This is a genomic window from Rhodococcus sp. P3_B8, from assembly GCF_056402775.1.
In genome coordinates, this window is the sequence record NZ_JBFUGT010000166.1 from 1 (window position 1) to 13,628 (window position 13,628).

Here is a 13,628-nt window from a genome sequence, read left to right on the forward strand (position 1 = left end):
GACCGGGACCACCGAATCGCACATGTCGTCGGCGTTCGTCGGGTACACCAACAACCTGGCCGGCAGCGTCTATGTGTTCGGGGACTCGCCGACCCCCGGCCAGATCTGCACCAGTCCACTGCGCTCGTGCGGGGACGGCAACCTCTTCGGTGGCACCGAGCCGGCCCGCACCTGGTTCACGGCGATGATGCCGATCGCGAACAACTTCGGCCCCACCACCCTGCCTCCGATCGACCAGCGCTACGCCCGCTGACCGGACGACGAGCGGGGTGAACGCCTTCAACTGGACAGTAGCTCTCGGGTTGCTGCGATTGTTCTGCTGACGATTGGTCACGCCGGGGTCCGCAGGCAGGACGGCCTCCGCGAGGCATGGGAAGGTGAACGATGAGCAGCTGGCCCTATTGGTTCGAATTGCGGTGATATGCGGGATCACCGCCGTAGGCACCATTGTGTGGGGGCATTGGGAGGAACACACCCCGAAATGGCGGCGGAACGGAAAGATCGTCGTGTTGTGCGGGCTGTCGGTCCTGGTTTCCGCCACTGCGGGGCGATTCTGGTCCTTCGTGCTGCTCGCCGTCCTGGCCGCGATCGTGCTGCTGATCCACGCCTGGTGGCTTCCGCGGAAAGGCATCAACGGTTGGGCCGGCGAGCCCCGCGAGAGGTACTACGCCCTCCGCGGCTCGAAATGGCCGCCGGAGAGCCAATGAACTCGGTGGTGATAACCGGCGATTCCCGCGCTCTGGACGTTCGGAGGAGAATCAAGGCATGAGCACACAGGACGATGCCGCGATCGCCGAGGCACGCAAGACCGGCGTCGCCGTCAGGCCCGAGATCCGGCGCTGACGCCAGATCAGATCGAGAATCAGCGTCGGCCCGAGTCACGCAAACGCACAGTGCAGAGGTGGTGATCGGGTGTGATCCATCAGGAGATCCGGGAGTGGGTCGCCGAGTTGATGCAACTCGACATTGCGACGGCTAGCCCCGGAGAGTTGGCCAGGCTCGACGCCATGACGGCGCTGGCCGAAGGGCAGTATGTGCAGCAGCTGTTGAACCTCCACGAATTCAGGCCGCTGGTGGGCTGAACCGGGTTGAGACGTGGTGCGCACTACGCCAGCGAACTCGGGCCCGCCCGCCGCAAAGCAGTCAGCCCTCCCCCATCCCGGCAGCTACCACCACACGTGGCGTGAAAGGCCAGAGCGGCCGGCGCGCCCTGATGATGCGCGAAACTTCCCTACGCCCCACCTGGGCCCGTCGGCTCACCGGTCGATTGTGCTGACCGCGCACCACCGTAGCGACGAACAAGGCTCACGTCATGTCGGCAGACCCGCGTCCTGCTGACGGCGTCGATGAAACCGCTCGCGCTGCTCATCGAGCAAGATCACACCACGACGCTGCACGCGGTGATGTTCCCGGGCAATCAGCAGTCGCACCGACGCGGTCCGCCGCTCCAACTCAGCCGCACGCCGGGCCGCGTTCCCATCGTTGAGCAGGTATGCCGCGGCACGGTCGCAGTCGATCAGAATCTGCTCGTAGGCGAGCCGTACCGGCTCCCGTTCGTCGAGCCGAGACACCGCCACGTCTTCGAACAGTTGCAGCGGAAGCCGCGCCAGTCGGTAGTTCACACGTAGAAGGGCCAAGGACAGGGAGCCGAGTGTCACACGCGGCATCGTAAGCTCGGCGAAAGCATTTGCGGATAGGGTCTTAAGTCCCGTTGTCTCGCAACGTCGGCGATTCACGTCGTTGTTCGATCCGCCGAGCGGATTACAGCACCCGGCGGGTTACCGCGAATCGCACCGGACGCTGCCGGGGATTCCCGAACATGGACGGTTGCCTAGTGGCGCTCCCGACAGGAATGCGGTACAAACGAGCCCTGCAACTCAATTGTGATCCAAATCACTCTTAATCGTTACCGGAGGAGACAGACAAACCACCCAGGCGGCCCTGCCGATCGGACTCGATATCACCACCGCCTGCGTCTATCCCTTTGCGAAAGGAGCTTGGAATGCATCCCTCGCTACCCATGAAGCAGCACATTCCCGGCGGTGCAGAACGCCTCTCACAGCCAGTCATCGGTGCCGGTGCCGCACTATCCGTCGCCATGCCCGCCTGGATGGTCACCAGCTCACTGTGCGCCACCGCGGCGATCGTCGCCGCGACCTTCGCCGGCCTCATCGCGGCAGCTGTGATGCTCCGGCCTTCGCCATGACGCACGCCCACACCAACGTCGACGCATGCCGTCGGCATCCCAGGAATCGTAAAGGCACGGTGCACATATGCCCTGGACTGTTGTGGTCATCGCCGTCACGTTGATCGTGGTGGTCGCCTCTCTCGGCGCAGCGCTCGCTGCGGATGCGATGTCGCACCGTCACGTACGTGAACCCGAACCGTCACGTGTCGGTGGCGGAGGCGCTGCCCCCGCGCCGACCACCCGGATCCGCGATCCCCGCTGGCGCCGGACCGCTGTGCAGGCCTGGACAATCTGTGGCGCCGCCTCGGCGATCGCGATTGCAATCATCGGAGTGCTGACGTCCGCTGGGTGAACGAATGCCCTCATCGATACCGGCTGCCGGAGAACCCGAACTCGACCAGCACCGCGGGATTGGTGACCGCGACACGCAACGCCCGGTCGATCGACTGCGGGTCGGTGATGTCAACCTCGTCCACACATGTGCGCCTGAGGATTTGGCCGAGTTATGGGTAATCGAGCTCCCCGCCTCCTCGCGAAGACAGCCCACCGTTGCGGGTCAGCGCCGGGGACTTCGGCAGGCTTCCCGCTTCGACTGGCTTGCTTTGTGCTTCGCTCGGGAGTACATACGAGCCATCAGACATGCGTCAATGCCTCCCCCATCGTGCGGTTGAGGGTGCTGAGCGAGCGGACGGCACTGCGAACCGGCCCCGGCGTGGTGGTCGACTGCAGCATGACGTCGGGTGCCGAGGTTTCGGTGAGTTTCTCTGGAGGCTCTACGTGCTCGCCGGCGAGTGCGCGTTTGACGTCGGCGATGGTTGCCTTGGTGACGTCGGATGCTTGGCGCAATGCCTTCGTGGTCTCCTGCGACGGTTCGCTGTCTGGTTCGCCGCGGGCGGCGCTTACCCCTGCTCGGGCGAGTGCATGAGACGACCGATTGCTGGCCGTCATGATCCGCAACAACCGTTTTGCGCCCCGGCGGGTCCGCGTCGTCGGTCCCATTTCCAAGGGTTTGCCCGCCGTGACAAGGTCCTTCAGCGCGTTGTCCAGCTTCCGGATGTCGGCGACGAGGTCAGTCTCGTGGCCTGGTTGGACGACGGCTCCGATAGCGGTGTCGATGATGGCAGTCATCTGATCGAGGTAGTCGTCGATCTTCGAGGTCAGCGTCGATCTCGTTCCGGTGGAGAAGATGAAGTACGCCGCCGCTATTCCGACGATTCCGCCGGCCGCCGTTTCGTAGATGCGCAGTTCGAGTACCTCGATGCTGAATGTGCCGAGCAGTCCGTAGAGCATCGCAAGCATGACGGTGACGAAGAAGGAGAGCAATGCGTAGGCGACCGTCACGAGGTAGAACGCGAAGAATACGCAGACGACGAGCAGGAGCAGCTGCAATGGCTGGTTTTTTCCGACCAACGCGGACAGCAATACTCCTGCAAGAACTCCCGCGATGGTGCCGACGACGCGGTGGCCTGCGCGCGAGAGAATCTCACCGCGGGTAGATGCTCCGGTGAAAACGAGGAAGGCCGTCAGGACCGCCCAGTACCAGCGGTCGGGCGAGATGAGCTCACCGAGGATCGTTGCAGCGCTGGTCGCGACGGCTACCTGGATCGCGGCTTTGGTGCTCGGATTCCATCCGGTGTCCGTTTCTTCGTCCTCATCCGGCTTCTTCCTCGGCTCGGATTCTGTTCGCAGGGCATTGTTGGTGATGTGATGGATCGCGATGTGTGCCTGCACTGCTCGCATCGCGACGGCGGTCGCGATACCCGCCGGAGTCGATGGATCGGACTTGTCTGCGGCCGTGGCGGCGAGGCGTCGGGCAGCGCGGAGTTGCTCGTCCGACGGATTGTTCTGCAGGCACGATCCCAGTGCCGTGGTCGCCTGCCCCAGCGAATTCGGCCACGACTTGTTCGGGTCGAGCGCCCACAGCGCGCTGACGAGTTGTTCGGTAGCGATTTGCGCATCGAAGATACGAACGGACAGATCATCATTCGTGACGCTCAGGAGCTGAGCTGCATCGTTGCGGTCGAGCCAGTCGTCGATCATCAGCGCGGTGCTTCCGAGCCGATCGAGTTTCTTGCGGAGTAGATCGAGATTCCGATCACCCCTGTTCGACGCCACCTCCAGCACGTCGATCGACGCGGCCCGCAGCGCCCGAACCAACCGTTTGAGTTCGAGCCCCGGCCGATCCGGCAGGATCACTGTTCGGACGAGGAGCGAGATACCGACGCCCGCGACGATGGACACGGCGAGGAAGGGAATCTGCCCAGGCTCGGCCCGAAGGAAGAGCGCGAAGAAGTAGCAGATGAACGCGACCATCCCGAGAGCCGTCCCTCGCGGGCCGTAGCGCCGCACCCAGACGGCCGCGAAGAGCACCGCGATGAAACCCACATCGGCGACCTTCCCGAAGTGTGACAGCGCCGCGGACATCGACACCGCTGCGATTGCCGGGAACACGAGCAGCAGTGTCGTGATCACCCTGCTGTGCTGATCCCTGTCCTTGACCGCCGCCGAGGACTGCATCGCGACAACCGTCCCGAGAAGCGCGACGGTGAGTGGCTGGCCGATCACGTCGGAACCCGGTAGTAGCACCACCATCGCGAGCACGACGGTGATCGTCGTGGCGGTTGCGGCACGGAGCCGCAGCCTGCCGGGATCGGAGACCGCGAGAAAACGGACTGTCTCCTGTACGAACCGAAAAGGCATTCACCGATTGTGCGCCCTGGGTTCATCCCCGATCGTGAGAGGCGTGCGAGTTCGTTGATGGCGGAGCCGAGACAGCACCTACACCACGCACCGGTCCCTGCCCGCCGACGTCCGGCCCGGCGCCCGTCTTGCGATTGCCTAGCTTGCCGATACGGCAAGAACTCTCGCCGAAACCGTCGGTGCTATTGCACTGTGTTGGTATGGAAGATGCGGGCGAGGTCACCGAGGTCAAGACGACATCACGTGAGGCGGACGAATGGGATGCGCGCTACAGCGGGCAGGATCGCGTGTGGAGCGGCGAACCCAACGGCGCACTTGTCGACGAGATGACCGGCGCACCGCCTGGACGCGCCCTGGACGTCGGTTGCGGTGAAGGCGCCGACGCGCTCTGGCTCGCCCGGCAGGGATGGGCCGTGACCGCGCTGGACGTTTCGCGCATCGCCCTCGACCGGGCCGGGGCCCACGCCGACCGGGAAGACGTGGACATCACCTGGGTGCTGAGCGGACTGCTCGATGCCGACGTGCCCGCGGGTGGTTTCGACCTGGTCTCAGCCCAGTACCCCGCCTTGCGCAGTACCGCCCATCGTGCCGCCGAACGTGCGCTGGTCTCCGCGGTCGCACCGGGTGGCATCTTGCTGGTCGTCCACCACGACATCCGCGACGCGGAGGCGGCGCGGGAGCACGGCTTCGATCCCGGTGATTGGGTCACACCCGGTGACGTGGCGGCGCTACTCGACGACAGCTGGCACATCGACGTGAACGAGGTGCGGGAGCGTTCGATCAGTGGCGGCGCGGGTGCACACCACACCCACGACGTGGTTCTGCGCGCGCACAGGCTGCCCCACCGCAGCCCCTCCATCGGGCATCCGACTGCCGGTGGTTCTCCCGGCGCACACACAGGATCACACAGAAAAACCGCGACGGGCACAGCTGCGCCCGCTTCACCACCGCCTGGTCACTCACACGATCGCACCCGCTACTGGGACCACCAACAGGGGCGGTGGGTCAAGCATCACGACAACCGGCCCCGAGACTAGCGGCCATCATCACCGGACTGGACAAGACGCCAACCCCGGCCCCGCCCACCGGATCCCCATCCGTCTCGGCGACGACGACTACACCCGCGCCCACACTGTCGGCCAGAACCTCGAAATCTCCGGTCCACGAACGCATCACCGGTTCCCTCGACACCGAACAACCCGAATGGCTGCAGGTTCAGTCGGGGGGGTGCGGCTCGATGGGCACGAGTACAGCCGTGGACACTCAGATCGATCTTGACCTAGAAATCCACGTCAGTACAGCTGTCCCTCGTGTCGTTCGCGGTCGAAGGTCGGGATGGGCCCACCGCGGCGCAGCGTGCGAGCCAGGGCCGGATCGGCCAGGTGCAGTCGCCCGATCGCGACCAGATCGAACTCGTTGCTTTTCAACCGCCGGAATACGCCATCGAGGTCGGCGGGTTCGGGCGTGCCCGTGTCGCGCAGTGGCTTGCTCAGGCCGACGCTGCCCACGGCCATGCTCACGGCTCCGGTCAGCTTCTTCGCCCACCCAGCCAGTGTGAGATCACTCCCCTCGAACGCTGGGAGGTCGAAACGGCGAATGCTGGCGTCCAGCACGTCCACTCCCGCGTCGATCAGCGCGTTCAGTACGACGGACAGCTCGGCGGGGGTGTTCGCGATCCGGGCGCCATAGTCCTGCTGCTTGTGCTGCGAGAACCGGAAGAAGATCGGCAGCTCCGGACCGATTTCCCGCCGGATCGCCCGAATCACCTCCACCGGGAACCGGGTGCGCCGCTGCAGGTCGCCGCCCCACTGATCGGTGCGTTGGTTCGTCGACTCCCACAGAAACGAATCCAACAGGTAGCCGTGTGCGGCGTGGATGGCGATCCCGTCGAATCCGACCTCGACCGCGTTGCGGGCCGAGCGCACGTACGCGGCGATGACATCCTCGAGGTCCTGCTCGGTCATCGCCGCGGTCGGAGCGCTCGCACGGGCGATGTAATCGTCCGGGTAGACGGTGCGCCCCGCCCGGCCCCACACTCCGGACGGGCGCATCGACGTCAGGCTCGGATCCACGTCGCTCATCGCGCCCCAGAGTGGTCCGACGTGCCAGAGCTGCGGGATGATCCGGCCGCCCGCTTCGTGAACTTCGTCGACCACGCCGCGCCAGCCCACAAGTGCCGCTTCGCCGTGCAGGCGTGGCACTTTCGGACTGTCGACGGCGCTCCGGTGGTCGATCGCCACGCCTTCGGTGATCACCAGACCGCTGCCGCCCTCGGCGCGCCGCCGGTAGTAGGCGGCCACGTCCGCACCGGGGACCCCGCCGGGTGAGTGCTCCCTCGTCATGGGGGACATGACGATGCGGTTCGGCAGGGCAAGGGAGCGGACCTGCAGCGGCTCGAACAGCGCGTTCACTGCTCCTTCGGGATCGACTCGACGCGAATCGGTGAGGTCGGATGTCATGAGAACACGGTGCCAACGGGGTCGATACGCGAGCAAGCCGGCAGTCCGGTGAGCGGATCTCGGCCAGGTGGAGATCCAGAAAGCTGGGCGGCGTCGAATAGTCTTGGCCTTGCCCAGCGGGCACTGTCAGGCAGGTCTTCGGGTCACTGACGCGAAGTCGAGGTACTGTGCGATGGCTGCAGCCGCCATACGCACAGGTGCGGCATGCCGATGGTCGAACTTCACTTGGCTCGTCGGTCCGCTGACCGAGAGCCCTGCTTGCGCTCCGCCCAGGGAACCGATTCGCACTCCGATGCAACTGAATCCTGCCGCGCAGGTTCCGAACGCAATTCCCAGACGTCGGAGTCTGTCGGTCTCGGAGCGGAGGTCGGCGGAGGCATCATCGGACTGTGGGGCGGTTGCGAGCAAGATCTTCCCGATTGTCGACGACCGTGCGGGTATGCGGTCTCCGACCCGCGTCAGAAGGTTGGGGGCCGTCTGGCCGCCGACCTTCTCGAGATAGACCACCTCGGTGCCGTCGAGGATACCGAGATGAACGACGTGACCGGTAACAAGATGCAGCTCGCGGAGCACCGGGGCCACCACCCGGTCGAACTTGTTCTGGTGCAGCGACAGCGCTCCGAACTCGACGAGTGTGTCCCCGAGCTCGAACTCGCTGCCCCGGCGACGGAGCCAGCCCAGTCGCACCAAATGCTCGAGCATCCGACGAGTGCTCGTCCGTGGTATCCCCGTTCGGCGAGACAGGTCGGTGAGGCTCAGAGCCGGCGTGCTGCGAAAGCAGTCCAGCACCAGGGACAGCCGATCGAGGGTGGACGCGGGCGGGACGTTCTCCGTGCGTTCTCCGTGCAACATCGGCTTCTCCCTTCCCTGGCGGCAGTCGCGACCTGGAGCGCCACCGGCCGTCCGGGACGGACAGGCACTCCCAGCACAGCTTCGGAACCGGCGCATCACCAGAGCCCCTTCCGGTGAGCGGGAACTGCCTCGTGTTCGCCCGCTGCAGGTCGAGGCCCCGTCGAACGCGAGTCGGTGCAGGCAACACGTGACGACACGCGAGGTCACCGCGATCGACCAGCGTGTCGTCCGCTGAGCGGATGCGGAAGTGGTGCACCGCCGTCTGGCGCTGACAGGGTGGCCAGGAACCCGTGGCCGAGGTCACAACGCGGACGCCTCATGGCGCCAAGTTCTGCGCATTCGGTCCGGACGCCAGGCGGGGCGCGGCCGCAAGTGGCTGCGCGCGACCTGAGCAAAGACCAGAAGGAAGGAAACCACCATGACTGCTCTGAATATCGATGAAACCGACGAGGTCCGCTACATCGACGAGGGCACACCGCCTGCTCGCTTCGCCCGGGGGTGGCACTGCCTCGGGCTGGTGGTGGACTTTCGGGACGGCGCGCCGCACTCCATCGAGGCGTTCGGCACCCGGCTCGTGGTGTTCGCCGACAGCAAGGGTGAGATCAAGATCCTCGACGCCTACTGCCGGCACATGGGCGGCGACCTGAGTCAGGGCACCGTCAAGGGCGATTCGATCGCGTGCCCGTTCCACGACTGGCGTTGGGGCGGCAACGGCAAGTGCACCGACATCCCCTACGCGCGACGGGTTCCGCCGCTGGCGCGCACTCGCGCCTGGATGACCATGGAACAGGATGAGCTGCTGTTCGTCTGGCACGACCCGGAGGGCAACCCGCCGCCGGCCGAGGTGACGATCCCGGTGATGAGGGCGCCAGGCACCGAGTGGACCGAGTGGGTGTGGAAGTCGATCGTCATCGACACCAACTGCCGCGAGATCATCGACAACGTCGTCGACATGGCGCACTTCTTCTACGTCCACTTCTCCTTCCCGACGTATTTCAAGAACATCTTCGAGGGGCACGTCGCGATCCAGGAGCAAAGCGGCGTCGGCCGTGAGGACATCACCGAATGGACGGACCCGGACGTCCCCCAACTGCTGGCACACCGGTCCCTCGCCGCCTACCACGGGCCCTCGTTCATGATCGACGAACTGACCTACGAGTACGACAAGTTCGACGTCGATTCCATCCTCATCAATTGTCACTACCCGATCACCCCCGACAAATTCGTCCTGATGTACGGGATCACCGTCCAGAAGACCGAACATGTGCCCGCCGCGATCGCCGACCAACTGGTCGACGCGATGATCGGCTACATCGGCGTCGGTTTCGAGCAGGACATCGAGATCTGGAAGAACAAGACCCGGATCGACAACCCCCTGCTCACCAACGAGGACGGCCCCGTCTACCAGCTGCGCCGCTGGTACGAGCAGTTCTACGTGAACGTCGCGGACATCAAGCCCGAGATGGTGGACCGCTTCGAGTACGAGCTCGACACCACCAAACCGGTCGAGACTTGGAAGCAGGAAGTCGCCGACAACCTCGCCCGCAGCACCGCCGCAGGCAAGCCCACCTGAGAGGAATTGTCATGCAACCGTTGGAATGCAGCACCTGCAGCACCCGGGTGATGGTGGAGAAGTTCAGCTGGCACCACACTTCCGTGCAGTGGCTGGCCGACTGCGAAACCTCCTGCGCACAGTTCCGCGTCGACGCCGTTCCGGGCCGCCAGGGGGTCCACATCAGGAACTGCTCGGCGCTGCGCGAGACGATCCGTCAGGCCGTCCTGGATGGCACGATCCCGATCCCCCCGGACTGACCACATCCCTTTACTCCCTCCGGCGATGGCCTGTCGGCCATCCGGAAAGGAATAACATGAGCGACATGACCGGGCCCGGAGGTCCGGACATCGAGTCCCGAATGCAGTTGTTGGAGAAACGAGTTCAGCTACTCGAGGACCACAACGAGATCATGCGGCTGATGCACTCCTACGGTCCGGCCGTCGACTGCGGACTTGCCGATCTCGTCGCCGGACTGTGGACCCACAACGGCGTCTATGACGTCGACACCGGCCGCATGGACGGACGCGGCCAGATCGAAGCGATGGTTCGAACAGACCCCCACCAGGGCTTCCTGCGTCAAGGCTGCGGACACGTCATGAGCCCTGCGCACATCACCGTGGACGGGGACGCTGCGGTAGCGCTCTGCCACACGCAACTGATCCTGCGCCGATCCGACGGCGACGGATATYAGGTCAGCAGAGTCACGGCGAACCGGTGGGAGCTCACCCGCACCTGCGACGGCTGGAGGGTCACAACGAGGACCAGCCGCATCCTCGACGGTCAGGACGAAGCACGAAGGATATTCGCAGGAATCGCCGGTCCCCCAAGCTGATTGCGAACCCCGATCACGCTCAGCGGAGAACGCCGAGGTGGCCGTGCCATGGACGCGCCCACTGACACGTTCGCCTCCCGACAGGCCTGACCCACAGTTTTGGAAGGTTCTTCATGTCCAGACACCATTCCCGCATCTGCGGGATGCTTCTGCTCGCCGGCGGAGTACTGCTCGCGGAACTCGGCGGCGCCGGACTCGCCCAGGCCGAGCCCACCGCTCCTCCGGCGTCGGCCCCGCTGTTCCAGCCCGGCCCGGGCGGCAACGGCAAGACGACGCCGGGTGCGGACGCACCCCGACTAGCGAGCGTCGACAACTTCCGCGACGTGGCGGGTACCGGCGCCGGCTACCCGGCGGCACACGGCAAGACGGTCAACAGGGGGGTCTTCTACCGCTCCAACGCGATCGTGCCGAACGACGCGGACCTCGCCACCCTCGCCGGGCTCAGCCTGACCACCGCCTACGATCTGCGTGGACCCGACGAGATCACGCAGAAGCAGGACAAGCTGCCCGCCGGCGTGAACTACGTCAACATCCCGGTCATTGCGGGCAACATCGACGAATTCATCGCCAATATCCACACACCCGAGGACGCCCGCGCCGCGATGCAGGACGGGAACCGCAAGAACGTCACCGGAGCGACTGAGCGGGCCGGCTACGCCACGCTGCTCACCGGTCTCACGAACACCGGCGGGGCCCAGGTCTTCCATTGCTCCGCCGGCAAGGACCGCACCGGCTGGGTCACGTACCTGCTGCTGAGCATCGCCGGCGTGGCACCGACGACGATCATGGACGACTACCTGCTCACCAACGAGTACACCAAGGACTCGATGATCAAGACCCTCGCCTACATCAAGCAGAGCCAGGGCGAGGCAGCCGCCGCGAAATGGGAGCCGCTGCTCGGCGTCGACAAGAGCTACCTGCAGGCCGGCATCGACCAGCTGGCCGCCGACTACGGCACCGTCGACAAGTACCTCGCAGACGGGCTCGGCCTGAGCCCGGACACCATCAACAAGCTGCGGGTCAAGCTGACCCACTGATCCGGCCACGACCGAACCCGCTTCGTCTGGGTGGCCGCCATGCCTCAACCGATACGGCTCGGGTGCAACTGATCGGCAAGCGATGGCCAGGGCACTGCTGCACGAACCGGACCTGGTCAACCGGATATCGCGCGACGCGCAGACACCATCACTGTGCATCCACTGCGACAAATGCATGCCCACGATCGTCACCGGGCGATGAAACCCGGCGGATCAATCGCCAAGATTTCCTCCATGAACGGGATCGCCGGCGGCGCCGGAGTATCCGCCCTACAGCGCCGGAAAATTCGCCATCCGCGGCATCACACGAAGCGCTGCAATGGAACTCGCCACGGCACAGATCGCGGGCAACTCCGTCCATCCCGGCGCCGTATCCACACCCAAGATCGGCAGCACCTTAACAGACGACCCCGCGGCGACAACAAGCTGGTCGCGACAATGCCCCTCCCCCGCTACGGCCAACCCGAGGAAGTCACCAACCTCATGCTCCTCCTCGCCAGCGACGAATCCAGCTAAGGCAGACCACAACACCCAGGCGTGCGGGTAGCATCCACCCACACTATTGATCCGAACAGGGTAGGCCCGCCAGGGAAGTACACCTCATCGCGTGGAGACTGCCTCGGCTATGCCTTCAGCCTCAGCTATCGCCATGCACCGGCGCGACACCGACCGGGAGATCCACCATGCGGCTGTTCATCAACGCACACCATTCGGTCCCCACCGCGTGGATCGCCTGGACCGGCGATCCCGCCGGCCTCGAAGCCATCATCGATCGAGGGGCGAGTTGCCGAGTTCGTCGTGTGGGACGGCTCTCGACCTTGGCCCGGTGGCGACGTGGAGATCTGTGGGTTGACCTGCACCGTCTCGAGGCAGAGTTATCGACGACGCCGGATGCTCCGGACGACTGGGAAGCGAACTTCGTCGACATGATCGAACAGGCGGAATCAGACGGGCATCTCGACACCGAAAAGATGCTCCTGCGTATCCGGTACAAATTTCACGACGTTCCCGAAGCACGATAAACGACGACGTGCGCAAACACGGAAACCATCTGCGCACCAATGCGATACCGAAAGTAGGTACATACGGCCATTATTTAAAACGGGTTGGTATCGGGGCAAAACCAGCACCCCGCGAGGCCCGCCCCACCACCCACACCGGATAACAACCCGGGGRCATGCCATCACACCAGGTCACAACACCATTACGCCCCCACACAGCACAACGGCCCGCAGGACACCGCGTCGACCTGTCGATCACACCGCCGCTCCGCCGAACGATTCCAAAACGGAAGAGGCCCACCATGACCGAGATGCAACTGCGGGGTACGGCTACTCACGAACCGCCGGAACTTCACAGCCTCCACTCACGATCTGGACCGCTTTGCGCACCCGCAGGATTCGCTACATGCTACGGACCACATCCTCGCTCCCCCCTAATACAAGGCTTTCGACACTGGTCTCCGGTCCGACCCGTAGTCACTCCTCTCGTGTCCTGCTGGACGCACCCCAAATCGGATACAACCGGGGACGTTTGCAGGCAATCGGATTCGTCACCTGCACACCCGCCGACCACACGTTGCACTTCGTCCGCGCAACCCCGGCGACGCCCAGAGGGGAGGTCTCAGGTCCCCGGCGGGCACCCAGGGGCGAGCCGGTCCGGTTCGTCGAAAACCAGGTCCCGATTTCGGCCCACCGTCGTCAGAAGGGCGTTCAGCGCCTCCACGTCGGGGCGCACCCTCTTCGAGCAACTCGCCGACACCCTGCCCCACATCCGACGACTGAGCTGAGCGGCTCTCACCTTCCCCGCGGTGGATCGTGACCCCGACAGAGAAGATGGTCAGGAAATGTCGCCGTAGGATGTCGAGAACCCGCGCGCGGCTGCGTCCCCGGAGTGAAACGGCCACAATGGGCCGCACCGCACCAAGGAGAACATGATGGCCAAGTACCTGCTGCTCAAGCACTACCGTGGCGCGCCGGCATCGGTCAACGACGTGCCCATGGAC

The 13,628-nt window shown here is 64.9% G+C and carries 14 protein-coding genes and 4 pseudogenes; 14 read left to right on the plus strand and 4 right to left on the minus strand.

The genetic code is table 11. From position 1 onward, the window contains the following. From AC1D1G_RS30785 to AC1D1G_RS30795, 3 genes and pseudogenes are all read left to right on the plus strand, one after another. A pseudogene (locus tag AC1D1G_RS30785) lies at window positions 1-253 on the plus strand (penicillin-binding protein); the annotation flags it as partial. 124 nt (window positions 254-377) lie between these two features. Next, window positions 378-707, plus strand: coding sequence for a hypothetical protein (locus AC1D1G_RS30790; RefSeq protein WP_477955012.1), 330 nt, complete (start codon window positions 378-380; stop codon window positions 705-707). 207 nt (window positions 708-914) lie between these two features. Beyond that, on the plus strand, window positions 915-1,082 hold the full coding sequence (locus AC1D1G_RS30795) for a hypothetical protein (RefSeq protein ID WP_198602278.1): 168 nt from the start codon (window positions 915-917) through the stop codon (window positions 1,080-1,082). A gap of 228 nt (window positions 1,083-1,310) precedes the next feature. Here AC1D1G_RS30795 and AC1D1G_RS30800 read toward each other — a convergent pair whose 3' ends face one another. Continuing rightward, window positions 1,311-1,658, minus strand: a complete 348-nt coding sequence (locus AC1D1G_RS30800; protein WP_283331721.1) for a hypothetical protein — start codon at window positions 1,656-1,658, stop codon at window positions 1,311-1,313. Window positions 1,659-2,002: 344 nt separating this feature from the next. Here AC1D1G_RS30800 and AC1D1G_RS30805 point away from each other — a divergent pair, with 344 nt between their 5' ends. Both AC1D1G_RS30805 and AC1D1G_RS30810 read left to right on the plus strand, forming a co-directional pair. Continuing rightward, window positions 2,003-2,206 (plus strand): hypothetical protein, encoded by a 204-nt coding sequence (locus AC1D1G_RS30805; protein WP_280782294.1) that lies wholly within the window; start codon window positions 2,003-2,005, stop codon window positions 2,204-2,206. Window positions 2,207-2,273: 67 nt separating this feature from the next. Continuing rightward, window positions 2,274-2,540: a hypothetical protein gene (locus tag AC1D1G_RS30810; RefSeq protein WP_280782295.1), complete on the plus strand. Its 267-nt coding sequence runs from the start codon at window positions 2,274-2,276 to the stop codon at window positions 2,538-2,540. 281 nt (window positions 2,541-2,821) lie between these two features. Here the strand turns inward: AC1D1G_RS30810 and AC1D1G_RS30815 are convergent, their stop codons facing one another. After that, the gene (locus AC1D1G_RS30815; RefSeq protein WP_477955013.1) at window positions 2,822-4,888 is read right to left on the minus strand and encodes an FUSC family protein; all 2,067 of its coding nucleotides are present in this window, start codon (window positions 4,886-4,888) and stop codon (window positions 2,822-2,824) included. 200 nt (window positions 4,889-5,088) lie between these two features. On the opposite strand from AC1D1G_RS30815, the gene AC1D1G_RS30820 reads away from it, so the two are divergent. Then, window positions 5,089-5,925: a class I SAM-dependent methyltransferase gene (locus AC1D1G_RS30820; protein WP_477955014.1), complete on the plus strand. Its 837-nt coding sequence runs from the start codon at window positions 5,089-5,091 to the stop codon at window positions 5,923-5,925. Between the two features lie 255 nt (window positions 5,926-6,180). On the opposite strand, the gene AC1D1G_RS30825 is transcribed toward AC1D1G_RS30820, so the two are convergent. Both AC1D1G_RS30825 and AC1D1G_RS30830 read right to left on the minus strand, forming a co-directional pair. Beyond that, the gene (locus tag AC1D1G_RS30825; protein ID WP_477955015.1) at window positions 6,181-7,347 is read right to left on the minus strand and encodes an NADH:flavin oxidoreductase; all 1,167 of its coding nucleotides are present in this window, start codon (window positions 7,345-7,347) and stop codon (window positions 6,181-6,183) included. Window positions 7,348-7,473: 126 nt separating this feature from the next. Further along, window positions 7,474-8,199: an IclR family transcriptional regulator gene (locus AC1D1G_RS30830; RefSeq protein WP_477955017.1), complete on the minus strand. Its 726-nt coding sequence runs from the start codon at window positions 8,197-8,199 to the stop codon at window positions 7,474-7,476. Window positions 8,200-8,617: 418 nt separating this feature from the next. On the opposite strand from AC1D1G_RS30830, the gene AC1D1G_RS30835 reads away from it, so the two are divergent. From AC1D1G_RS30835 to AC1D1G_RS30870, 8 genes and pseudogenes are all read left to right on the plus strand, one after another. After that, window positions 8,618-9,772, plus strand: coding sequence for a 3-ketosteroid-9-alpha-monooxygenase, oxygenase component (locus AC1D1G_RS30835; RefSeq protein WP_477955018.1), 1,155 nt, complete (start codon window positions 8,618-8,620; stop codon window positions 9,770-9,772). Between the two features lie 11 nt (window positions 9,773-9,783). Beyond that, entirely contained in the window at window positions 9,784-10,011 is a 228-nt protein-coding gene (locus AC1D1G_RS30840) for a hypothetical protein (RefSeq protein WP_283331732.1), read from the plus strand. A 56-nt stretch (window positions 10,012-10,067) separates the two neighbouring features. After that, on the plus strand, window positions 10,068-10,586 hold the full coding sequence (locus tag AC1D1G_RS30845) for a nuclear transport factor 2 family protein (protein WP_477955019.1): 519 nt from the start codon (window positions 10,068-10,070) through the stop codon (window positions 10,584-10,586). Between the two features lie 113 nt (window positions 10,587-10,699). After that, complete coding sequence (locus AC1D1G_RS30850; protein WP_283331734.1) at window positions 10,700-11,623, plus strand: tyrosine-protein phosphatase; 924 nt, start codon at window positions 10,700-10,702, stop codon at window positions 11,621-11,623. 79 nt (window positions 11,624-11,702) lie between these two features. Then, window positions 11,703-11,825, plus strand: a pseudogene (locus tag AC1D1G_RS30855) (NADH:flavin oxidoreductase); the annotation flags it as partial. Between the two features lie 60 nt (window positions 11,826-11,885). Then, a pseudogene (locus AC1D1G_RS30860) lies at window positions 11,886-12,170 on the plus strand (SDR family NAD(P)-dependent oxidoreductase); the annotation flags it as partial. Between the two features lie 136 nt (window positions 12,171-12,306). Beyond that, window positions 12,307-12,645, plus strand: a complete 339-nt coding sequence (locus AC1D1G_RS30865) for a hypothetical protein (protein ID WP_317567397.1) — start codon at window positions 12,307-12,309, stop codon at window positions 12,643-12,645. Window positions 12,646-13,556: 911 nt separating this feature from the next. Further along, window positions 13,557-13,628 (plus strand): annotated as a pseudogene (locus AC1D1G_RS30870) (YciI family protein); the annotation flags it as partial.

Coding starts and splice junctions, on each gene's coding strand:
- AC1D1G_RS30840 (WP_283331732.1), top strand. CDS start 9,784: ATGCAACCGTTGGAATGCAGCACCTGCAGCACCCGGGTGATGGTGGAG.
- AC1D1G_RS30810 (WP_280782295.1), top strand. CDS start 2,274: ATGCCCTGGACTGTTGTGGTCATCGCCGTCACGTTGATCGTGGTGGTC.
- AC1D1G_RS30835 (WP_477955018.1), top strand. CDS start 8,618: ATGACTGCTCTGAATATCGATGAAACCGACGAGGTCCGCTACATCGAC.
- AC1D1G_RS30805 (WP_280782294.1), top strand. CDS start 2,003: ATGCATCCCTCGCTACCCATGAAGCAGCACATTCCCGGCGGTGCAGAA.
- AC1D1G_RS30820 (WP_477955014.1), top strand. CDS start 5,089: ATGGAAGATGCGGGCGAGGTCACCGAGGTCAAGACGACATCACGTGAG.
- AC1D1G_RS30865 (WP_317567397.1), top strand. CDS start 12,307: ATGCGGCTGTTCATCAACGCACACCATTCGGTCCCCACCGCGTGGATC.
- AC1D1G_RS30825 (WP_477955015.1), bottom strand. CDS start 7,347: ATGACATCCGACCTCACCGATTCGCGTCGAGTCGATCCCGAAGGAGCA.
- AC1D1G_RS30850 (WP_283331734.1), top strand. CDS start 10,700: ATGTCCAGACACCATTCCCGCATCTGCGGGATGCTTCTGCTCGCCGGC.
- AC1D1G_RS30815 (WP_477955013.1), bottom strand. CDS start 4,888: ATGCCTTTTCGGTTCGTACAGGAGACAGTCCGTTTTCTCGCGGTCTCC.
- AC1D1G_RS30830 (WP_477955017.1), bottom strand. CDS start 8,199: ATGTTGCACGGAGAACGCACGGAGAACGTCCCGCCCGCGTCCACCCTC.